The sequence below is a fragment of the Herbaspirillum sp. UBA812 genome (assembly GCF_002296545.1).
GTDB classification, from domain to species: domain Bacteria; phylum Pseudomonadota; class Gammaproteobacteria; order Burkholderiales; family Burkholderiaceae_D; genus Herbaspirillum; species Herbaspirillum huttiense.
The window spans coordinates 10,880-32,324 of sequence record NZ_DBIC01000263.1 but is presented as its reverse complement, the minus strand read 5'-3'; the positions used below and the strand labels follow the sequence as shown (position 1 = coordinate 32,324).

At 64.3% G+C, this 21,445-nt stretch carries 19 protein-coding genes; 10 read left to right on the top strand and 9 right to left on the bottom strand.

The window, feature by feature from the left end; all coding sequences use genetic code 11:
- Positions 1-269, bottom strand: a 269-nt coding sequence (locus tag B3873_RS17770; protein ID WP_286867695.1) for an alcohol dehydrogenase catalytic domain-containing protein, incomplete at its 3' end; no start/stop codon positions are given.
- A gap of 150 nt (positions 270-419) precedes the next feature.
- Here B3873_RS17770 and B3873_RS17765 point away from each other — a divergent pair.
- A complete protein-coding gene (locus B3873_RS17765; protein ID WP_286867692.1) occupies positions 420-1,346 on the top strand; it encodes a LysR family transcriptional regulator in 927 nt (308 codons plus the stop codon).
- A 4-nt stretch (positions 1,347-1,350) separates the two neighbouring features.
- Here the strand turns inward: B3873_RS17765 and B3873_RS17760 are convergent, their stop codons facing one another.
- Entirely contained in the window at positions 1,351-2,094 is a 744-nt protein-coding gene (locus tag B3873_RS17760) for a glutamine amidotransferase (RefSeq protein ID WP_204726264.1), read from the bottom strand.
- A gap of 479 nt (positions 2,095-2,573) precedes the next feature.
- Between B3873_RS17760 and B3873_RS17755 the strand changes: the two genes are divergently transcribed.
- From B3873_RS17755 to B3873_RS17745, 3 genes are all read left to right on the top strand, one after another.
- On the top strand, positions 2,574-2,978 hold the full coding sequence (locus tag B3873_RS17755) for a DUF4148 domain-containing protein (protein ID WP_286867688.1): 405 nt from the start codon (positions 2,574-2,576) through the stop codon (positions 2,976-2,978).
- Between the two features lie 586 nt (positions 2,979-3,564).
- Entirely contained in the window at positions 3,565-3,855 is a 291-nt protein-coding gene (locus B3873_RS17750) for a DUF4148 domain-containing protein (RefSeq protein WP_034332278.1), read from the top strand.
- A 497-nt stretch (positions 3,856-4,352) separates the two neighbouring features.
- Entirely contained in the window at positions 4,353-4,643 is a 291-nt protein-coding gene (locus tag B3873_RS17745; protein ID WP_034336797.1) for a DUF4148 domain-containing protein, read from the top strand.
- Between the two features lie 92 nt (positions 4,644-4,735).
- Here B3873_RS17745 and B3873_RS17740 read toward each other — a convergent pair whose 3' ends face one another.
- The 3 genes from B3873_RS17740 to B3873_RS17730 all read right to left on the bottom strand — a co-directional run bounded on the left by B3873_RS17740 (position 4,736) and on the right by B3873_RS17730 (position 9,270).
- Positions 4,736-5,863, bottom strand: a complete 1,128-nt coding sequence (locus B3873_RS17740; RefSeq protein ID WP_286867685.1) for a mechanosensitive ion channel family protein — start codon at positions 5,861-5,863, stop codon at positions 4,736-4,738.
- Between the two features lie 87 nt (positions 5,864-5,950).
- On the bottom strand, positions 5,951-8,194 hold the full coding sequence (locus tag B3873_RS17735) for an FUSC family protein (RefSeq protein WP_286867684.1): 2,244 nt from the start codon (positions 8,192-8,194) through the stop codon (positions 5,951-5,953).
- Positions 8,195-8,370: 176 nt separating this feature from the next.
- Complete coding sequence (locus B3873_RS17730) at positions 8,371-9,270, bottom strand: LysR substrate-binding domain-containing protein (protein ID WP_039788456.1); 900 nt, start codon at positions 9,268-9,270, stop codon at positions 8,371-8,373.
- Between the two features lie 183 nt (positions 9,271-9,453).
- Between B3873_RS17730 and B3873_RS17725 the strand changes: the two genes are divergently transcribed.
- Positions 9,454-10,956 (top strand): acetyl-CoA hydrolase/transferase family protein, encoded by a 1,503-nt coding sequence (locus B3873_RS17725; protein ID WP_286867682.1) that lies wholly within the window; start codon positions 9,454-9,456, stop codon positions 10,954-10,956.
- 86 nt (positions 10,957-11,042) lie between these two features.
- Here B3873_RS17725 and B3873_RS17720 read toward each other — a convergent pair whose 3' ends face one another.
- The 3 genes from B3873_RS17720 to B3873_RS17710 all read right to left on the bottom strand — a co-directional run bounded on the left by B3873_RS17720 (position 11,043) and on the right by B3873_RS17710 (position 14,375).
- Positions 11,043-12,782, bottom strand: coding sequence for a methyl-accepting chemotaxis protein (locus B3873_RS17720; RefSeq protein WP_286867681.1), 1,740 nt, complete (start codon positions 12,780-12,782; stop codon positions 11,043-11,045).
- 175 nt (positions 12,783-12,957) lie between these two features.
- The gene (locus B3873_RS17715; protein ID WP_286867680.1) at positions 12,958-13,155 is read right to left on the bottom strand and encodes a hypothetical protein; all 198 of its coding nucleotides are present in this window, start codon (positions 13,153-13,155) and stop codon (positions 12,958-12,960) included.
- Positions 13,156-13,400: 245 nt separating this feature from the next.
- A complete protein-coding gene (locus tag B3873_RS17710) occupies positions 13,401-14,375 on the bottom strand; it encodes a LysR family transcriptional regulator (protein ID WP_134220984.1) in 975 nt (324 codons plus the stop codon).
- A gap of 134 nt (positions 14,376-14,509) precedes the next feature.
- Between B3873_RS17710 and B3873_RS17705 the strand changes: the two genes are divergently transcribed.
- The 4 genes from B3873_RS17705 (at position 14,510) to B3873_RS17690 (ending at position 17,815) form a co-directional block, all read left to right on the top strand.
- Positions 14,510-15,745, top strand: coding sequence for an MFS transporter (locus tag B3873_RS17705; RefSeq protein ID WP_039788464.1), 1,236 nt, complete (start codon positions 14,510-14,512; stop codon positions 15,743-15,745).
- Positions 15,746-15,998: 253 nt separating this feature from the next.
- A complete protein-coding gene (locus B3873_RS17700; RefSeq protein WP_034333872.1) occupies positions 15,999-16,250 on the top strand; it encodes a hypothetical protein in 252 nt (83 codons plus the stop codon).
- 42 nt (positions 16,251-16,292) lie between these two features.
- On the top strand, positions 16,293-16,931 hold the full coding sequence (locus tag B3873_RS17695) for an ABC transporter ATP-binding protein (protein WP_286867677.1): 639 nt from the start codon (positions 16,293-16,295) through the stop codon (positions 16,929-16,931).
- A 53-nt stretch (positions 16,932-16,984) separates the two neighbouring features.
- On the top strand, positions 16,985-17,815 hold the full coding sequence (locus B3873_RS17690) for a nucleotidyltransferase domain-containing protein (protein ID WP_286867674.1): 831 nt from the start codon (positions 16,985-16,987) through the stop codon (positions 17,813-17,815).
- Between the two features lie 36 nt (positions 17,816-17,851).
- Here the strand turns inward: B3873_RS17690 and rtcR are convergent, their stop codons facing one another.
- Positions 17,852-19,456 (bottom strand): RNA repair transcriptional activator RtcR, encoded by a 1,605-nt coding sequence (rtcR, locus tag B3873_RS17685; protein WP_286867672.1) that lies wholly within the window; start codon positions 19,454-19,456, stop codon positions 17,852-17,854.
- A 198-nt stretch (positions 19,457-19,654) separates the two neighbouring features.
- Here rtcR and B3873_RS17680 point away from each other — a divergent pair, with 198 nt between their 5' ends.
- Positions 19,655-21,208 (top strand): vWA domain-containing protein, encoded by a 1,554-nt coding sequence (locus B3873_RS17680; RefSeq protein WP_286867670.1) that lies wholly within the window; start codon positions 19,655-19,657, stop codon positions 21,206-21,208.
- Positions 21,209-21,445: the final 237 nt, after the last annotated feature.

Genomic DNA, 21,445 nt, shown 5'->3' with positions numbered 1-21,445 from the left:
GGCGCTCCCTGGCCCGCAATGAACCGCTGCACTCCGTCCCCCACCGCGACCACCTCGCCGGCCATATCGGAAGCGGGCGTGAAGGGCGGCTGCACCTGCGCGCCGCCGGTGCCGTTGTCGATGTTCATCTTGTCGCGATAGTTGAGGGCGACGGCGGCCACGCGAACCAGGATCTGGCCGGGGCCAGGCCGGGGAATGGCGACGGTCTGCAATTGCAGGTGTTGCTTGCCGAACTGGCCGAGATGCCAGCGGCGCATGGTGTGGTCCATGGTGGCTCCTGATGGTCGAGAGAAAAAGAAGAGCGCCAGTGTAGAAAAATTGCGCCCCGGCTTGTGGCGGACTTTTTTCTCTTGCTTGTAGAATCAGATTCACCAATCACCTGGCACTGCGGACAAGTTCGCAGGCCTCAGAGGAAACACATGGACAGCTTCAGCGGCATCTCGGTCTTCATTCAGGCGGTGGAGGCGGGCAGTTTCATTCGTGCGGCAGAACGCCTGCACCTGACGCGCTCGGCGGTCGGCAAGAGCATCGCGCGGCTGGAAGAACGGCTTGGCGTGCGCCTGTTCCAGCGCAATACACGCAGCCAGAGCCTGACCGCCGAGGGACGCGCCTACTATGAACGCTGCCTGCGCGCACTGGAAGAACTGGAAAGCGCCCAGGCACTGGTCGGCGATGGCCAGCGCGAGCCCGCCGGCCAGGTGCGCATCAGCACACCGGTCCTGTTCGGGCGACTGTGCGTGGCCCCGGTGCTGGTGGAACTGGCGCGGTGCTGGCCACAGCTGGACATCGTGGCCTCCTTCACGGACCGCCGTGTGGATCTGATCGGGGAGGGGGTGGACCTGGTCCTGCGCAGCGGTCCCATGCCCGACACCAGTGATCTGGTCGCCCGCAGGATGGGCGCACAGACCATGATGCTGTATGCCTCGCCGGACTATCTAGCGCAGCATGGCCGGCCGCGCCACTTCAAGGATCTGGCGCGGCATCACGGCATCCTCTACGGCAAGACCAGCGGCTGGCCCATCCGCGATGAAACGGGCGAAGTGCGCATCGCCACCGTCAGCAGCCGGCTGCGTTTCGACGATCTGGAAGCCATTGCCGATGCCACCGTCGCCGGGGCCGGGCTGGCCCACCTGCCGTGCTGGCTCATCCGCGACCACCTGAAGGCCGGCCGGCTGGTGAAGCTGATGCCCGAAGCTTCCTTCGCCACCATCGACATGCACCTGGCCTGGCCGCCCACGCGCCACCTGCCGCTGCGCGTGCGCACCGTGATCGATGCGCTGGCCGCAGCACTGCCACCGCTGCTGCGGGTCGACCGTCGCAAGATCACCGCGGCCGCCCCGCGCTGAGGCATCAGGCGCGGCGTTGTTCCGCTGCCGGGGAGTGAGCGGGCAGGCTCTCCAGCCAGCCTTGCCAGAAGCGCCGTACCGCCCGCTCGAACTGGCGGCCATGGCGCTGGGCATCGGCGCGCAGGGTGGCCAGGCTGAGGTTGCGGGTGTGGGCGATCTCGTGGGCGTGGCTCACCAGCCAGTGTTCGACCGTGCGCATGTCCACCTCGGGATGGAACTGCAGCGCCAGCCCATGTCGCCCCCAGGCGAAAGCCTGGTTGGGATACAGCGCCGACGACGCCAGATGACGCGCACCCGGCGGCAGGTCGAAGGTGTCGCCGTGCCAGTGCAGCACCGGGGTCTGCTGTTCCACCAGTTCCTGCAGCCAGGGGGTCTCGGCCAGATGCTGGCCCGCCTGCAGGCTGGCCCAGCCAATCTCCTTGCCGCAGCTGCCCGGGTACACCCGCGCATGCAAGGCCGCCGCCATCAGCTGCGCGCCAAGACAGATGCCCAGCGTCGGCAGATCTTCCAGCAAGCGTGCCCGCAGCCACGCCACTTCCGCGCGCAGCCAGGGATAGGACTCGCTGTCATACACCGCCACCGGACCGCCCAGCACGATGACCAGCTCGGCATCCAGCGGCGAAACGTCGATGAAGGACTCCACCCCGACATCGAAATAGCGAATCTGGTAACCGCCGGCAGTGAGCAGCGGGGCCAGCTGGCCCAGGTCTTCGGTGGCAACGTGACGCAGGGCGAGGGCGGTTTTCATCGGGCTGGTCCTGTGAGTGATATGAAGGGAAAAGCTGGGGAACACGGCTTCGCTATATCGTATCGTATACAGCGTCTGCCTGAAAAACTTGCTCAAAATAGTTGAACAAGTCATTGGTATTCTCTATTGATGAAATAGAAAAAGCTTTGCGGCGGCGCAAAAGATGGAGGGCCAGCTAAAAGGCCAATATGAAAGGAATTTCGCCTTAGCCCTTTTAAATCAATGACTTGAGACCGATATCCAAGAAGAAGAAGTGCAACTTCTTGTCAAAATCCCATGTGCAGCTGCGGCGTAAAATCGCCGGTACAGCCTCGAAAAAACTGATTGTTCGCATATCTGGAATGATGTATTCCGCTTTATCCGGTTTTTCTCGGCGGCGGAAATCCCTAAACTGGGTTCCACGATGACAGCACACAACGACTGAACCAAAAGCTAGTCCAGGTTGAAGTGCTCATCCTCTTACTCACAAAGGAACGATCATGAACACCAAGAATATTGCCAAGAATCTGTTTGCCGGTCTGCTGCTCACCTCCGCCGTTGGCGCCGCCATGGCCGAGGCATCGTATCCCGCCGAGACCCCGATCGTCTCGACCAAGAGCCGCGCTGAAGTGATCGCCGACCTGCAACAAGCCCGCGCCAACGGTGAGCTGCTGGTCACCGACCAATATCCGGTCGACAAGCCCTTCGTCTCCACCAAGACCCGCGCCGACGTGGTCGCCGAGCTCAAGCAAGCCCGCGCCAATGGTGAACTGCTGGTGAGCGAACAATATCCGGTGGAAAAGCCTTTCCACTCGACCATGACCCGTGCGCAGGTGCAACAGGAGCTGCAACAAGCCCGCCAGGACGGCACCGCCGTCAGCAACACCCAGGCACCTTCGCTGTAACCGGCACCCTCCCGTCCTGACCCGGCCTACGCGCCAGGCCAGGGCCGCAGCAAACGCACCGGCGATCCCGGTGCGACAGTCTCTCCCCAGGCGGGCCTCATGAAAGCGACGTTCTCTCCCCTCGGTCGCCGGTAGTGCGGCCCGCCTGCCTTTCCTGCCTGCGGCCACCGGTCTTCAACAGGCCTCTGCAGATCTGCACGGATGCAATTTCGCCACCACGAATCTTCCTGCTTCATTCATCCCGTTTTCTAAGTTTTCTGCAAGGCGATTTGCCTCGTCTCGAAGGGCATTTCTCCTATGAAGAAGCACTTCCAACGACAATTTCACGACTGTCATAAAACTTAAATTTCGACTTTTGCATTTATAAGTTTTGCGAATATCAAGTTATAAGTTTTGCGAATATCAAGTTATAAGTTTTTCTGCATCCGCTTGTTCTGGATTTCGGAATGATGAATTCCGTTTTGGCCTCTTTATCGATTTGCTGCAGATGCCTACACTGGATTCCAAGATGACAGCACACAACGACTGAACCACCAACGTCGGCCCAGGTTGACGTGCTCATCTCCTCACTCACCAAGGAACGATCATGAACACCAAGAACATTGCAAAGAATCTTTTCGCCGGCCTGCTGTTGACCACCGCCGTCGGTACCGCCATGGCTGAAGCCTCGCGTGTCCCCGACACCAAGTTCGTCTCGACCAAGACCCGCGCCGAAGTCATCGCCGAACTCCAGCAAGCCCGCGCCACTGGCCAGCTGCTGGTGACCGACCGTGACCAGGACGTCAAGGCCGTGGCCTCCGCCAAGACCCGCGACGAAGTGCGCGCCGAACTGGTCCAGGCCCGCAACAATGGCGAACTGGCCATCTCCAACCAGTAAGCCCTGACGCATCAGTCTCCGTATCAGCATCACTTCGCACCGGCCGCGCCGGTGCCAGCGTTTCTCCCCAGGCGGGCCTCATGAAAGCGACGTTCTCTCCCCTCGGTCGCCGGTAATCTGGCCCGCCTGCCTTTGCTCTTCCGCATTCCTCTCTTCATCGCTTGCTGGCCATTTTTGTGGAACAGCATGCAGTCCCATTTACTTAGTTTTTGGTGCAACAAAGTCTTAGAAACGCCCATTCCTGTTTCTAAGTTTTTCTTGCGCGACGGCCTCGGCCATTTGCCTCTCATTCATCAGTCATGCATGTGACCACGAGGGGTGCTCTGAAGAAATCGAATTGTTAGTATTTTGCGGAACAATGAATTCCGGTTTTTCGTCTTTTTCCCGGCGCCGTGTTTCCCTAAACTGGGCACCAAGATGACAGCACGCGATGACTGATCCACCACCACCGGAACGGGTTGACGTGCGCATCCTCTCTCACGAAAAAGGAACCCATCATGAACACCAAGAACATTGCCAAGAACCTGTTTGCCGGCCTGCTGCTGACCACCGCCGTCGGTGCTGCCATGGCTGAAGCCCAATACCCCGCTGAAACCCGCTTCGTCTCCACCAAGACCCGCGCCGATGTCGTGGCCGAGCTGCAACAAGCCCGTGCCAATGGCCAGCTGCTGGTGAGTGATCGTGACCAGGACGTGAAGGTCGTGGCCTCCGGCAAGAGCCGTGATGAAGTCCGCGCCGAACTGGTCCAGGCCCGCGCCAATGGCGAGCTGGCCATCTCGAATCAGTAAGTTGCGGTCGCAAAAAAGGCGCCCCGGACCAGCCGGCGCGCCAGATTCCCCTCCAGGCGGGCCCCACGCAAGTGCGGCCCGCTTCGTTTTGTTCAGCCGGTTTTCTCTCCCGGCGCGCCATCGATGATGGTGTCCAGTGCCTCCGGCCGGTTGCGCGACGACACTTCGGCGCGCAGACGGGGCAGAGCCTCCGGATAATTGCTGGCGATGAAGCCGATCATGTGTTCGCGGATCTGGCAGCGCAGGTCGAAGGCCGAGCCCGAATCCCGGGCCGAGACCAGCAGGCGCACCTGCATGTTGCGCTCACTGGTATCGGTCACGTGCATCACGCAGACGCGCTTGTCCCACAGCGGCAGGGTCTGGCAGACGCGCTCGAATTCGGCGCGGATGGCGTTCGTCGGCACGGCGAAATCCAGCCACAGGAAGACCGTACCGAGAATGGTGGAGGAGGTGTGGGTCCAGTTCTCGAAGGGATTCTCGATGAACCATTGCAGCGGCACGATCATGCGCCGCTCATCCCAGATCCTGACCACGACGAAGGTGCCGGTGATCTCTTCCACACGGCCCCATTCCCCCTTGACGATGAGCACGTCATCGATGCGGATCGGTTGCGAAAAGGCAATCTGCAGGCCGGCGAAGAAATTGCCCAGCACCGGCTTGGCCGCGATACCGGCGACGATACCGGCCACCCCGGCCGAGGCCAGCAGGCTGGCACCGAACTGGCGCGCGCCGGGCAAGGTCAGCAGCACGAAGGCCAGGCCCAGCAGGGCGATGATGAAATAGGCGCTGCGCGAGAGCACGCGGGTCTGGGTCAGGATGCGGCGTGCCTTGAGGTTGTCGGCCACATCATAGGGATTGAGGTTGACCACCGTGGTGCTGACCGATTTCACGCAGCGCATGAGGAACCAGGTCAGCGCCAGGATGAAGGCCACCGAGGTCAGGTAGGAGATGCGCGTGAGGCCGGGGGTATTGTCCGGCGCACCGGCCAGCACCAGGCGCAGCATGAAGAGGATCACGCAGGTGCGGCTGGCATTGAAGGTGACGGTCGTGGCCGTGGTGGTGAAGGGCCGGCCGCGCGCCAGGCGTCGTACCAGGGCGATGCCCATGCGGTGCAGGACGATGCCGACGACCACCGCCACCAGGGCCACGCCCAATACGATCAGGCCGGAGCGCAGCGGCCCTTCGTTCATGTTGTACAGAAAATCAAGATCCAGGTTCATCCGTTCCCTTCCATCCAGAGTGTTGTTGAAGCGGTACGCGCAGGGCGCTTTTTCCGGTTCGAACAGGGATGGGGGAATTTGTTTCCGTCAATTTCCTGGCATGGGCCCGCTTGATGCCGCCAAACCGGTGGCGGACGTGGCCTCCAGCGCCGCCACCAGCAGGCAGGCGGTTTCCACCGCCGCCGCCTGGGCCAGCTCAACCGGGGCCGGCCGCTGGCGCGTGAGGGCGTGCAATGCGGCCCCGTCCTGCGCCTGCAGGGCTTGCGCCAGGGCAAGCAACCAGGCAGGCAGAGACGGTTCGATTGGCTGCGGATGCGCCCAGAGGTGGCTGGCCGCCGCAGCCAGGCGGCGCGACAGGGCCACCGCCGTGCGGCCGCGCCCGTGATCGCGTTCGGGCCAGCCGCGTTCGCGCGCCAGGCGTTGCAACAGCAGACCGGCCTCCACGTTGGCCACGCAGGCCGCGCGGCGATGCGCGTGCAGCGACGACAGGCGGGCCTTGTCGGCTGCCGTGTCGTACACCGCCAGTGCCGCCGTCAGATAGGCCAGATTGAGACCGGCCATGGTGCGCAACTGGCCCTGCGGATCGGCCTCGTGGCGGCGCGGCCAGAACAGGTAACTGGCCAGCACCGCCACCAGCGCGCCGATGACATTGTTGCCCGCGCGCAGCGCGGCATTGGCCAGCTCATGCGCGGGATCGCCACCGACATCGGCCACCAGCACGAATACCGGCGTGAGAAAAGTCGCATACAGCCCATAGCTCACCGGGCGCAGCGCCATCGTCAGCACCGTCAGCGGAAACACCAGCAGCGCCAGCCCCAGCGGCGAATGCACCACCAGACAGACGGCCACGGCCAGCGCGCCGCCGACCACGCTGCCGACGGCGCGCTCCATGCTGCGCGACCAGCTGTCGGCAATGCTGGGCTGCATGACCAGCATGGTGGCCATGGTGGCCCAGTAGCCGAAGGGCAATTCCAGCAGATGCACGATGAGGTAGGTCGCCCCGGCCGCTGCCGCGCAGCGCCAGGCGTGATGCCATTCCGCCGATCCGGCGCGCACGTGCAGCGCGGCCTTGCGCCCCAGTGCGCGCAGGCGGTGCAGCAGGGCAGACATGCCGTGGCGCGCTTGATGTCCGGCGCGGGCGGCCTGCTTGAGGCGGGCCGGATCGTCCGGACCGCGGGCCAGCGGCGTATCGAGCTGCTGCAGCAGCCGCCCGGTACCGCTGGGCAGGCGCGCCACCAGCTGGCGCAGGCGCAGCATGATGCGCGCATCTTCATCGGCGGCAATCGCCTCGCCGCGCTGCATCTCGCGCTGCATGGCCTGCAGCTGGCGCGCAATTGCGCCCAGCACGCGGGCGCTGCGCAAGCGCGCACGCAGGGGCTGGTAATGCGTCAGTTGCAGGTCGGCCAGCACGGTGATGCCATCGAGGAGAGCCTCGGCGCGCGCCAGCCGCACCAGCAGGTTTTCGTAGAGACGACGGGACTCGGTGCGTTCGACCGCCACCGCATCGAGCGTGCGATGGGCGGCGGCCAGATCGAAGCGCGCATGGCGGCGGGTGTGGGCCGCCAGATCAGCGGCATGCACGGCATAGGCGGGATCGGCGGCATCGGTATCGGCCGCGAGGGCGGCCAGCTCGGCCAGCGTGCCATAGGCGCGCGCCACCGCCTGGCGCGCCGGGGCGAAGGGGTGGATGCGCCACACCGTCAAGCCCAGCAGCAGCGCCCACAGGCAACCGGCGAAATAGATCAGGACATGGCTCTGCGCCAGCGGCCACAGCACCACCGGCGCGTCGGCCATGATGGCCGAGACGCCCGCCGCCAGCATCAGCACCAGACCCGCAGCGGCCCCGTAGATGCGCGAGAAGCCGGCCACGCCGGCGCAGGCCATGATGGTCAGCAAACCCGCTTCCACGCGCCAGCCGGCGGCGCTGGCGGCGATCATGCCGCCCAGCGTCGAGGCCAGCGCGAAGCCGCCCATGGAGGCCAGGCGCGCGCGATTGGAACCGGCGCTGTCGGCCAGGCTGGTCAGGAAGGCCCCGATGGCCGCCCACGAGAACAGGGGATTGCCCAGCCACTCGCCCAGCAGCAGCATGGCCGCCGCGCCGCAGGCCGCACGCAGGCCCTCGGAGAGGTTGGCGTGGCGCAGCGGGAACTGCAGGCGCCAGCGCTCGACACGGGTGCGGCAGCGGCGGCAGTAGTGCAGCAGCAGGAATCGATAGAGGGAAAAACGGACGGAAAAACGCGACGACAAGAGCGGCGGCATGATCGTGCTGGCGAGCGGGCAGGTGGAGGAGGGCAGGGCACTCGTGGAGAGTGCCGACACCTGCGCACTCACGGCGTCAAGACGTCATTCCGGTTCCGAATTCACGAGTGAGGAGGGGCGGCAGGTATCGGCAAGGCCAGTATAGGAATCAGGGCGTATTCATGGCATGACTTAAATTCACCGATTCCATTCCAAAATGGAATGCTGACGCTTTTTGCACCGAGGCGCTCCGGTATGCTCTTTTCTCTTTACCTGCGCACGCGGCCACCCGCAAACAATTCCTCGCTCAAGGCCATCCACGCCCGCGCCGCATGCGAGAGATAACCGCCGCCGCGTGTGACATAGGCAACCTGCCATTGCACTTCCGGCTCCACCAGCCGCACTGCCTGCAGCTGGTCGGTGGCGAGGCGGTGGATGAAGGGTTCGGGCAGCAGCGCCGCCCCCATGCCGGCCAGGGCCATGGCCACCAGCCAGTCCCACTGGGCGCTCTGGGCCACGATCTCGGGCCGGATGCCCAATTCCCCGAACATGCCGCGCAGGCTGCGGGTGAGGCCGAACTCGTTGTTGAGCAGCACCAGCGGCATGCCATCGAGCTGGGCGCAGCGCAGGGTGGCGCGGTTCTTCTGGAAGCGGCCGGCCTGGGCCACGGCCCACATGGGATAGCGCGCCACCGGCAGGGTCTGCAGTTCCAGTTCGGGATCGGCAGGCAGTACGGTCATGCCGATTTCCAGTTCGCCATTGGCCACGCGTTCCTCGATCTGCGGGCCGGTGTCTTCCTTCAGGACGATGGCGATCTCGGGATGGCGTTCGCGGAAGGCCTTCAGCACCGGGGTGCAGAGGATGTTGATCATGGGCGGGATGCCGATCTCCAGACGGCCGCAGCGCAGCGCCTTGGTATCGCGCACCTCGGCGTCCAGCCGCTGCATGGAGGCCAGGATCTGCTGGCCCTGCTCATACACCACGCGCCCGGTATCGGTGAGCTGCAGGCGGCGGCCATCGCGCACCAGCAGCGGGGCGTCAACCTCGTCTTCCAGCTGGCGCACCATCTTGCTGACGGTGGACTGGGTCACGTGCAAGGCATCGGCGGCGCGGCTGAAGCTGGCCAGGCGGACCGTCTCGGTGAAGTAGCGCAGGGCGCGGATGTCCATGGCAGCGGCTTTCGGCGGTGTTTCAGGGTGGCGGGGAAGTATGCATTTTCCGACTGGAACGACGGAATTTTAATCATACAGTGCATACCTGCCGGCTCCTATACTTGGGACAAACAAGATGCAAGAAGTCCGTCAAGGATGCACTTCACGTCCCCTAAAGAACCCGAGCAGGAGCACACTCTCATGGATAGCCAGCGCATTCGCCAGCCCGCCTTGGCCGGCAAAGTCATGTCCGCCGCCGAGGCGGCCACCTTCTTCCACAACGGCATGACCATCGGCCTGAGCGGCTTCACCCGCGCCGGTGACGCCAAGGCCATGCCGCGTGCACTGGCCGACCGCGCCGCGCAGGAAGAGCTGCATTTCACCGTCATCACCGGGGCCTCGCTGGGCAATGGCAGCGATGGCCTGATGGCCGAGGCCGGCCTGCTGGCGCGACGCCTGCCGTTCCAGGTCGACCCCACACTGCGCAAGAAGATCAATGCGGGCGAGGTCATGTTCATCGACCAGCACCTCTCGGAGACGGCCGAGCAATTGCGCAGCGGCACGCCCTCGCGCATCGACATCGCCGTCATCGAAGCTGCGGCGATTACCGAAGAGGGCATCGTGCCGACCATGTCGGTCGGCAATTCGGCCAGCTTCGTGGAGCAGGCGCGGCATATCGTGATCGAACTCAACACCAGCGTGCCGCTGGCGCTGGAGGGGCTGCACGACATCTATCTGCCGGCCGCACGCCCCGAGCGCAAACCCATCCCGCTGACGGCAGCGGGCGACCGCATCGGCCGTCCGACCATTCCCTTCGATTCGGAAAAGGTGGTGGCCATCGTGCTCACCGAAACACCCGACAGCCCCTCCTCGGTGCTGCCACCGGACGATGAGACGCGGGCCATTGCGCGTCACGTGATCCATTTCCTCGAATGCGAAGTGGAAGCCGGCCGTCTGCCGCATACGCTGGCGCCACTGCAGGCAGGCATCGGCACCATCGCCAATGCGGTGCTGCACGGGCTGGTGGAGTCACCGTTCCGCAATCTGGTGATGTATTCGGAAGTGCTGCAGGACAGCGCCATCGATCTGCTCGACTCGGGCCAGCTGGCTTTTGCCTCGGCCTCCTCGATCACGCTGTCGCAGGCCAAGTATGCGCATTTCCTGGCCAACCTGGATCGCTATCGCGACAAGCTGGTGCTGCGTCCGCAGGAGATCAGCAATCATCCGGAACTGGTGCGCAGGCTGGGCATCATCGGGCTCAATACCGCGCTCGAATTCGACATCTACGGCAACGTCAATTCCACCCACGTGGGCGGCACCCACATGATGAACGGCATCGGCGGCTCGGGCGACTTTGCGCGCAACGGACAGCTATCGATCTTCGTGTCGAAGTCGGTGGCCAAGGACGGTGCCATTTCCAGCGTGGTGCCCATGGTCTCGCATGTGGACCACAGCGAACATGATGTGGACGTGCTGGTCACCGAATGGGGCCTGGCCGACCTGCGCGGCCTGGCACCGCGCGAGCGCGCGGTGAAGGTGATCGAGCAGTGCTGCCATCCGGATTACCGGCCGCAGCTGCGCGACTATTTCGAACGCGCCTGCCGGGCCGGTGGCCATACGCCGCATCTGCTGGGCGAGGCGTTCTCCTGGCACCAGCATTACGCGCAACAGCGCACCATGCGGCTGGATCAGCATCAGGGTTGACGTGCGCCGCGCGCCATCAAAAAAAATGCCTGCGTGATGCAGGCATTTTTACGTTGGTACGCCGGACTCGCCAGCGAAACAGGCGCTCAGAAGGTTTCCCAGTCGCCCTCGCCAGCATCCTTCTTGTAGGAGGAGGAAGGGCCTTGCCCGGCAGCCGGCTGTGCCTTGGTGGCGCGCGCTGGTGCCACCGGAAGCGACGGCCTGGACACGGCCTTGGGGGCCGGCTTGGCGGCAGCCGCCGCACGCACCACCGGCACTGGCCGCACTACGCCGCCGGCGGTCTTGAAGATCCCCACCGCACTGCGCAGTTCGGTTGCCTGTTCAGACATGGCCTGGGCCGCCGCCGCAGCCTGCTCCACCAGCGCCGCATTCTGCTGGGTAACCTGGTCCATCTGGCCGAGCGCCTGGTTGACCTGCTCGATGCCGGCCGTCTGCTCCAGGGAGGCGGCGGAGATTTCGTTCATGATCTGCGTGACGTTGCGCACCGCCTGCACCACTTCATCGATGGTCCCGCCCGCTTCACCGACCAGGTGAGTGCCGCGTTGTACGCGTTCCCCCGACAGCACGATGAGATCCTTCACATCCTTGGCGGCGGCGGCGCTGCGCTGGGCCAGCGAGCGCACTTCGCTGGCGACCACGGCAAAGCCGCGTCCCTGCTCACCGGCGCGTGCCGCTTCCACGGCCGCATTGAGCGCCAGGATATTGGTTTGGAAGGCGATGCCTTCAATGACGGTGATGATCTCGGACACCTTGTTGGAACTGTCGGAAATCTCGTTCATGGTGGAGATGACGCGGCCGACCACTTCGCCACCCTTGAGGGCCAGCGCGGAAGCATCCTCGGCCACGACGTTGCCCTGCCGGGCGTTGTCGGAATTCTGGCGCACGGTGGAGGTCAGTTCTTCCATGCTCGACGCGGTTTCTTCCAGCGATGCCGCCTGCTGCTCGGTGCGTTGCGACAGATCGGTATTGCCGGTGGCGATTTCGCCTGCGGCCACCGAAATCGATTCCCCCGAGGTCTGGATGCCGCGCACGATGGTGGTGAGCTGCTCGCGCATGCTGGCCAGCGAGGCCATCAGGCTGGTGCGGTCATTGTGCTTCAGGGGAACCGGCACCGTCAGGTCTCCCGCGGCGATATGCTGGGCGACCAGCGCGGCGGCTGCCGGCTCTCCGCCGAGGGCATTGAGGATACTGCGGGTGATGGCAAGGCCGGCGACGATGGCCAACAGCACGGTGAGCGCGCCCCCGCCGATGAGCACTGCGAAGGTAGCGCTGCTGAGCTCACGGACCTGCTCGCCGCGTTCCTTGAGCAGCGATTCTTCGGCCTTCACGAATTCACTCTGCAGGCCGCGGAAACGGTCCATGAAAACCTTGTCGTGGGTCGCGCCGAAATAGGTTTGCAGGTCTTGAGTGGAGGCGCTGGCATTGGCTTGCTTGCGCAACTTGATCAGGGTCTGGTCGACCTCTTCGATCTTGTTGGTCAGCTCCAGCATCTCCGTCAGCCGCTTCTGCTGGACCGGGTTGTCGGCGGTCAGCGCCTTGGCCTGATCGAATGCCTTGCTGAACGCCTTGCGCCCACCCAGGTAGGGATCGAGAAACGCCTCGTTGCCGGAGGCCACGTAACCACGAATGCCGGTCTCGATGTTGACCATGTTGATCAGCATGTCGTCGGCCGCGCCCATGACATCATAGGTATGGACATTCATGGCACTGGCCCCTTCGAGCCGGTTGAAGTTGAACAGCGAGAGGCTGCTTACCGCCAGCGACACCACCACCATGCTGAGAAAGGCCAGCCCCAGTTTTCGACCGACGGTCATTGATCCAAACATTTTCCTTACCCCATTGTTGCCAGCGCATCGCTGGTTGGTTTTCATGTCATTACGTTGAAATGCCGCGCACCGGAATGCGCGACAGCGTACCCGCAGCGCTCTGCACGAGGCGGCGGGGTCGTTGATGCAAACAGTTAAAAAGGAAGTGCGAGCGCGTACCCGATGCGCACCGGCATCAGGTCTTCATGGCCTTGGCAATGGCATCAGCAGCCTGGGATTTGAAAGAATCCCCGGTCCGGATGTCGGCATGAAGTGCCATCTCTTCAAACGTCGCTGTGAGGGTTTCCACGATCTGCTCAAGCCGGTTGAGCTGGTGGATCAGCGATCGGGAGTGACGCTCAGCAAGAGCGTCATCCTCTTTTTCGATGGCCATTTACTGGTTTCCCGCTTTGGATGATCGATACGAATGCGCGTCTGCGCGCCTGTGCGCGGGGACATCATTCCTGTCCAACGTTGTCCGGGCCGGAAGCCGCCATTGGCATTCACGGCCGCGCAGGACTAGATGTTGAGCCCACTATAAGCGGTTAACTCATCCTTGAACCTCAGGCATTTCCCTAGATGACAACATCGCTGCCTGGATGGAGCGTGTCGGGACCAAGGCTTCATAGGCAGCGGCCATCACCCCTGCAGCGCACCCCGTCCCACGGCCTGGTGCACCACGGAGGGCATCGCTTCCTTCATGGTGTCGATGAAGTGGCGCAGCCGGGCCGGGTAGAAACGTGCATAGGGGTACATCAGCGACACCGGCAGCGGTGCCGGCTCCCACTCCGGCAGCAATTGGACCAGGCGGCCGGCGGCCACATCCTCGGCCAGTACCCACGATGAGCCTACGGCCACGCCCATGCCTTCGATGGCGATATTGCGCAACGCATACAGGCTGTCGGTGACCAGCTGCGGCCGGAAGGCCACCTGGCGCTGTTCGCCGCTGGTGGCGTGGGTGAGCGTGATTTCGCGGCGGTAGAAGGCCGGAATGGCGATCCAGGGGAAATCCGCCAGCTCTTCAGGCTGGCGCGGCAGGGCCCGGCCCTCCAGCAGCGCGGGGGCCACCACCGTCATGCGCGGCACCTCGGCCAGGTGGATGGCCACCACCGAGGGATCATTGACTTCGCCGACCTGGATGGCGCAATCGATGCCCTGGCTGATGAAATCGGCGGCACGGTCATGCAGCAGCCATTCCACGGTGATGCGCGGATGGCGCTGCATGAACTGCAACAAGGGCGCGATCAGCTGCTTCTGCCCGAAGGCGTGCGGCACCACGACCCGCAGCGTACCTTCCGCGTGCTGGCGGGCACCGCGCAATTCGCTTTCGAACTCATCCCAGCCGGCCAGCAATTCCTTGGCGCGCTCGTAGCAGCGTTCGCCATCCTCGGTCATCTTCATGGCGTGGGTGGAACGCTGCAGCAGGCGCACTCCCAGCGAGCGTTCCAGTGCCTGCAGGCGGCGGCTGACGGTGGGCTGCGTGGTCGCGAGCTGGGCCGCTGCTGCCGACAGGCTGCCGGCCTCGACGATGCGCACGAAGGTCTGGATCAGCTCGATGCGGTCCGTCAGGCCGGTGGCGGAGAAACTGGGGGCAGGGGAGAGGGGCTTGGTCATACGGCTAACGTATAACAATTCTGCCGCAGGCGCTACTACCAGATGCGAGCCGGGAAGCGGACAATCCGTTCCAACGCTGGCAGAAAGGGGATTTTTCCGGGCCGGCAGCCAGACCCACTTATCGAGGCTCCATCATGAACAGCATTCCCAAGACGCATACAGCCGCCCCCGCTGCGGCTTCCTCTCCTGCCCACGGCCTGTCGACCGGGCTGATCGGCCTGCTGGCCACCGGTGCCGGCCTGGCCGTGGCTTCGCTCTACTATTCGCAGCCCATGCTGGGCGTGCTGGCCGATGACATCGGTGCCTCCGAGCGCGCCGTGGGCATGGTGCCGATGTCGACCCAGCTCGGCTATGCACTGGGCATCCTGCTGCTGGCACCGCTGGGCGACCGTTATGACCGCCGCCGCATCATCCTCATCAAGGCGGCCATCCTGACGGTGGCGCTGCTGCTGGCCGGTGCGGCGTCCGGCATCGCTACCCTGCTGGCTGCCAGCCTGGCCATCGGCCTGACGGCCACGCTGGCGCAGGACATCGTCCCGGCCGCCGCCACCCTGGCACCGGAGCAGCATCGCGGCCGCATCGTCGGTACCGTCATGACCGGCTTGCTGCTGGGCATCCTGCTGTCGCGGGTGGTCAGCGGTTTCGTGGCCGAGCACTTTGGCTGGCGCGCCATGTTCGTGGGGGCCTCGGCCAGCATCGCGCTGATCGGCCTGGCCGCGTGGCGCGGGCTGCCGCGTTTCCATCCGACCACGCATCTGTCGTATGGCGCACTGCTGGGCTCGCTGGGTACGCTGGTGCGCAAGCATGGCGCGTTGCGCCGTGCGGCGCTGGCCCAGGGCTTGCTGTCGGTCGGTTTCTCGGCCTTCTGGTCGACGCTGGCGGTGATGCTGCATGGCGCACCGTTCCACCTCGGCAGTGCGGCGGCCGGTGCCTTCGGTCTGGCCGGTGCCGCTGGTGCGCTGGCAGCGCCCCTGGCGGGCCGCATCTCGGACAAGAAAGGTCCGGAGCTGGTGACCCGTCTGGGTGTGAGCCTGGCGGCGCTGTCCTTCGCCTCGATGGCGCTGTCGCCGTGGTTCTCGACGCAAGGTCAACTGGTCTTGCTGGCACTGGCCGCCATCGGCTTTGACCTGGGCGTGCAGGCGACGCTGGTGGCGCATCAGACCATCGTCTACAGCATCGAACCCGGTGCCCGCAGCCGTCTGAATGCGGTGCTGTTCGTGGGCATGTTCATCGGCATGGCCGCCGGTGCGGCGCTGGGCAGCCTGGCGCTGGCACAGTGGGGCTGGATCGCGGTGGTGGCACTGGCAGTGGCGGCGGCCGTGCTGGCCCTGGTGGTACGCATGTGGCCGGGGGCAGCCAAGGCCCGTTGAGTTGTCGGCCTGCGGTGGTCTTGCCAAGGACAACGGTCCCGGCGTTTGCCGGGACCGTTTTTTTTATATTTTTTCCACAGGCTGGACCATTTTTGCCGGATGGGAAGATGTGCTGCCGGCTCCCTCCCCGGGTCCACATCTTTTATAATCCGGGGCAGGAGACAACCCATCGCCAGCATGTTGCCCGCCCATCAATGCGCCCTGCGGCGCTGCCCGGCGGCCGTGCAGCGAAACACAAAGCAGGGTGAACGGCATGGCACTGTATTTCAAGAACAAGCGACAGAAGACCTTCCTGGGTGCGCCCGTGGGGTGGCCATTGATGTTCCTGATGGCGGTCGACCTGTGCATCGCCGCGCTGATGTTTCTGTCGGACCACGACTGGAGCGGCCTGATCCTGCTCTATCCGCCGTTGGCGTTGGCCCTGGCCATGCTGGCCGATGCGCGCAAGGAAAAGCAGGCCGCCGAGGAAGCCAAACGCCAGGCGGCGCGCCGCCAGCGCTCCTGAGCGCAATCCGCTCTCCCTTCGATTCCCCACGCCCCCTCACCGATGACCCAAGTTTCTGACCGCGCAGCGCTGCTGCTGGTATCGCGCCTGAATTTTTCCTATCCCGGCCTGGACCTGTTCCAGGACTTCTCGGCCCGCATCACGGCCGGCGTGACGCTGGTGCGCGGCGGCGATGGCCGCGGCAAGACCACGCTGCTCAATCTGCTGGGTGGTTTGATGCCGGCGCGCGATGGCGTGCTGGAGTTGAATGGTGTGCGACTCGATGGCGAGCCCGAGAATTACCGTCGGCAAGTGTTCTTCCTCGATCCGCGGACCGAGGCCTATGACCAGATGACGCCGCCGGAAGTCTTTGCGGCCCTGGCGCAACGGTATCCGCATTTCGATCATGGCTTGTTGCCGGCTCTCACCGAAGGTCTGTCACTGACGCCGCACCTGGAGAAAAAGCTCTTCATGCTCTCCACCGGCAGCAAGCGCAAGGTCTACCTGGCGGCCGCCTTCGCGGCCCACGCCACGCTGACCTTGCTGGACGATCCCTACGCCAGCCTGGATCGTGCTTCCATCCAGTTCGTTGCGGCTACGCTCAATGCGCATGCCGCTGATGCCGATCAGGCCTGGGTGGTGGCCATGTATGAGACGCCGGAGGCGGTGCGGTTGGCGGGGACGATCGATCTGGGGGACTGAGAAACACCAGGGCCTTGCCTTCCCGCCCGGTCCTGCCTGCTATGATCCACGGCATGGACACCTCCTCACCCGCCGCTGCCGCCGACTGGCAGCACCATGAACATCCGATTGATCCGCAGATCCGTGCCGAGATCGACAAGACGCTTGCGCGCATCGAATCCGAGCATCAGGTACGCGTACTGTTCGCGTGCGAGTCAGGCAGCCGGGGCTGGGGATTTGCCTCGCCGGACAGTGACTACGACGTGCGCTTCATCTACGTACACCGGCCCGACTGGTATCTCACCGTCTTCCCCGGCCGCGACGTGATCGAATTGCCCGTCAATGCCACCTATGACGTCAGCGGCTGGGACCTGCGCAAGACGCTGGCCCTACTGCACAATGGCAACGCCACGGTGGTGGAATGGCTGTCGTCGCCGGTGGTCTACCGGGCCGACGTCAGCTTCGTCGACAAGATCAATGCGGCGGCCGACCTGGTACATCGCCCGGATCGCGTGTTCCATCACTACCTGCAGATGGCACGCAAGAATTACCGCGAGTACCTGCAGGGAGAGCGCGTCCGCCTGAAAAAATATCTCTACGTGCTGCGGCCGCTGATGGCGGCGCTGTGGGTGGAGCAGCAGCGCGGACCGGTGCCGATGCGTTTCCTCGACCTGGTCGAGGCGATGGTGAGCGATGCGGCATTGCGCGCGGCCATCGATGCACTGCTGGTCATCAAGCGGCGCGCGGGCGAGGCCGAAGAGGGCGCAGCCATGCCCGAGATCAATCGTTTCATCGAACTGGAATTGCAGCGGCTGGAGCACGTGCCCACGCCCCAAAAGGATGGACGGGGCGAATATTCGGTGCTGGATCGCTTGTTGCGGGATGTGGTGATGCAGGGGCAATGACTTTGCCGACCGCATCACATCGTGCCTTGGCTTGTGTCACTCCGCCACATCATCCCAAGCCAAGCCGAAGCGCGCCAGATATTTCTTGAGCCGATCCGCATCATTGGGCTTTGCCTTGGCATCGCGCGAGACCGCGAAGAGCGTACGCCCCGCTTCCGACAGCGAGCGCGAACGGCGGCACACGGCAACCACGGCGCGCAACTGCACCGCATCGAAGAGATCCAGCGCCTGCGCCTGCTCACCCAGCAAGGCGTCCAGATCAACGTCCTCTTCTCCCAACGCAGGCTGCGCACTGGCGCGCCACTGAAGCTGCAGGCGCGCGGTCTCTTCCTCCACCAGCGCATCGTTGATGCGCCCCGCATCGGCCAGCGTGGCCATGCGCACGACGGACGCCGACAGGTCGCGGAAATTGCCCGGCCAGCTGGCTGCCGATGACACGGCAAAGGCCAGATAACGCATCCGCGCCTCCTTGTTGAAACGCACCACCTGTCCATGCTCGGCGCTGAAGCGTTCGAGCAGGTAGTCGAGGTTGGGTTCGATGTCTTCGCGGCGCTGGGCCAGGCCGGGCAGGGCATAGGTCCACAGGTTGATGCGGGCAAACAGGTCCTCGCGGAAGCGGCCCGCCGCGACCTCGCGGGCGAGGTCGCGATGGGTGCCGGCAATGAGCTGGAAATCGCTCTGCGCCTCGATATCGGCACCGACCGGCAGAAAGCGCTTCTCCTCGATGGCCTTCAGCAGCATGGCCTGTTCATCCAGCCCCAGTTCGCCGATCTCGTCGAGGAACAGCAATCCCTTGTGCGCCGAACGCATCAAGCCCGGACGATCATGGGCTGCACCGGTGAAGGAACCGCGCACGTGACCGAACAAGGTTGAGGCAGCACCGTCGCCCTGCAGCGTGGCGCAATTGATGTCGACAAAGCGGCCCTCCAACTGATGCCGCGACTTCTTCAGTTCGTAGATGCGCCGCGCCAGGAAGGACTTGCCGGCCCCGGTCGGCCCCATCAGCAACATCGGTGCGCGCGAGCGGATGGCCACGCGCTCGATCTCCTCGATCATGTGGTTGAAGTGCGCATTGCGCGTGGGGATGCCGGACTTCAGCAAGGCCAGCGCTTCACGCTGTTCGCTCGAAAAGCGCTGCGCGATCAGGTCGTAACGCGACAGGTCGAGGTCGATGAGGGCATAGCTGCAAGGAGAGCCTGCCGCCTGCCGGCGCGGCGGTGAGGTCTGCAACAGTACGCCGGGCAGGTAGCGCGCCTCGGTCATGAGGAACAGGCAGATCTGGACCACGTGGGTGCCGGTGGTGATGTGGATCCAGTATTCCTCGTTGTCGGTATCGAACGGATAGGCGCGCGCAAAATCGAGCAGGTTGGCGTAGACCTCCCCGAAATCCCAGGGGTCCTGGATCGGCAGATCATGCGGCCGCACGACGGTATCAGGCGAGACGCTGGCAACGTCGCGCCCGATCTGCCCGACCAGCCCCAGATGGCGCTCGCCGATGTAGAGCAGTTCCAGACGGTCGATGACCACGTCCGGGTACTGCGTCAGCGCGATGGTCGGACGCCATTTTTCCCAGCGCGCAGCGCCACGTCCGTGGTCAAGCTGGGTGCCGACGAAACCGATGACTACTTTTTTCTTTGCCATATAACTGGATAAGTTCTTATCTTGATGGATAAATTATCGTGTTTTTCTCGGGCGCAGGCAAATCGCAGAAAATCTTCCTGAAATCTGATTTATTCAATCAATTCAATGAGTTAAAAGAAATTTCCGGGCATCTCGCCAGACCTGGCACACCCGTTGCAATACAGGGAGCAAGACCAAGCGATCAACGAGGAAAAGAAAATGGCGAATGTGCAACTGTTCCAGACCCTGAAGCGCCGCCTGCTGCCGGCGGCCGATGCGATGAACCACGCCGGTGGCGCTGCCTATGCCTTGAGCAAGGAGCACATCCTGGCGCAGTACGCGGCCACCGGCTGCCTGAACCGCACCTTCTACGCCAGTGCCGAAGCGCAACTGGCCACCGTGCTGGAACTGAGCCAGGACATCGCCCCGCGCTTCATCGCCCAGACCGCGCTGTACGCTCGGCGCCGCAGCTACATGAAGGACATGCCGGCGCTGCTGCTGGCCGTGCTGGCCGCCCGTGGTGCCGATGAACTGGCACCGGCATTTGCCGGGGTGGTAGATCAGGGCAAGATGCTGCGCAATTTCGTACAGATCCTGCGTTCCGGCGTGACCGGCCGCAAGTCGCTGGGCACTCGTCCCAAGAAGCTGGTGCAGGCCTGGCTGAACCAGGCCACGGAGCAGCAACTGCTGGCCGCCTGTATAGGGCAGTCGCCGTCGCTGGCCGACGTGGTCCGCATGGTGCATCCCAAGCCGGCCGAACCGTGGCGCGCCGCGTTCTTCGCCTGGCTGATCGGCCGCCCGTTTGATGAGGCCGCATTGCCGCCGCTGACGCTTGCGCTGCGGGCCTATCAGCGCGACCGCAGCCAGCCGGTACCGGCGGTGCCATTCCAGTTGCTCACTGCCTTGCAGCCGGGCACGCAAGAATGGGCCGGGATGGCGCGGCAGGGTGGCTGGCACATGGTGCGCATGAACCTGAACAGCTTCGCGCGCCACGGCGTGTTCGAGCTGCCCGGCATGACCGAGCTGATCGCCGCCAAGCTGTCTGATCCACAGGCCATTGCCGCGGCACGGGTGTTCCCGTATCAGTTGATGGCCGCATGGCAGGCTGCTGCCGGAACAGTACCGGAGCTGGTGCGCGACGCCTTGCAGAGCGCCATGGAAATCGCGCTGGCCAATGTGCCGGTGCTGGAAGGCGCGGTCGTGGTCTGCCCGGATGTGTCGGGTTCGATGTCCAGCCCGGTGAGCGGCATGCGTGCGGGTGGTACCAGCGCGGTGCGATGCATCGACGTGGCTGCACTGCTGGCCGCGGCCATCGTGCGCAAGAATCCTGCGGCCTGCGTGCTGCCGTTCGAACAGCGCGTGGTGCCTTGCCCACTGGTTCCCCATGACAAGGTCATGGCCAACGCCGCGCGGCTGGCGCGTATCGGTGGGGGCGGAACGGACTGCAGTGCGCCGCTGCGCTGGTTGAACGAACGCCAGCAGCGTGCTGATCTGGTGGTGCTGGTGTCGGACAACGAGTCCTGGCTGCGCCATCACGCCAGCGGCGCGACCGAAACGATGCGCCAGTGGCAGCAGTTCAAGCGCCGCAATCCGAAGGCGCGCCTGGTCTGCATCGATCTGGCACCGTATGCCACCAGCCAGGCGCCGGAGTCGGACGATATCCTCAACATCGGCGGATTCTCCGATGAGGTCTTCAAACTGCTGGCCAGCTTTGCGGCCGGACAGATGCAGGCGGGACACTGGGTGCAGGAGATCGCATCCACACCGCTTTGATGGTGCAAGACAGGTTGCCACTGCCGCCCGAATGCCGTTGCGATTACATCTCCGTATCGCGCACATTCTGGTCGGGCGGGAGTGGTCCTGATCATTCCGAATGCTGGCAGGATTACATTGGGTAGCCCGGTTCAACTCCGGGGCGGCGGTTCGCAAGAATCGGCGCAAATCCTGCCGATCTGGTCGGAATGAAGCGGGCGGCCCGGAATTGCCGGGCCGCCGAGGGGCAGGAGCCCT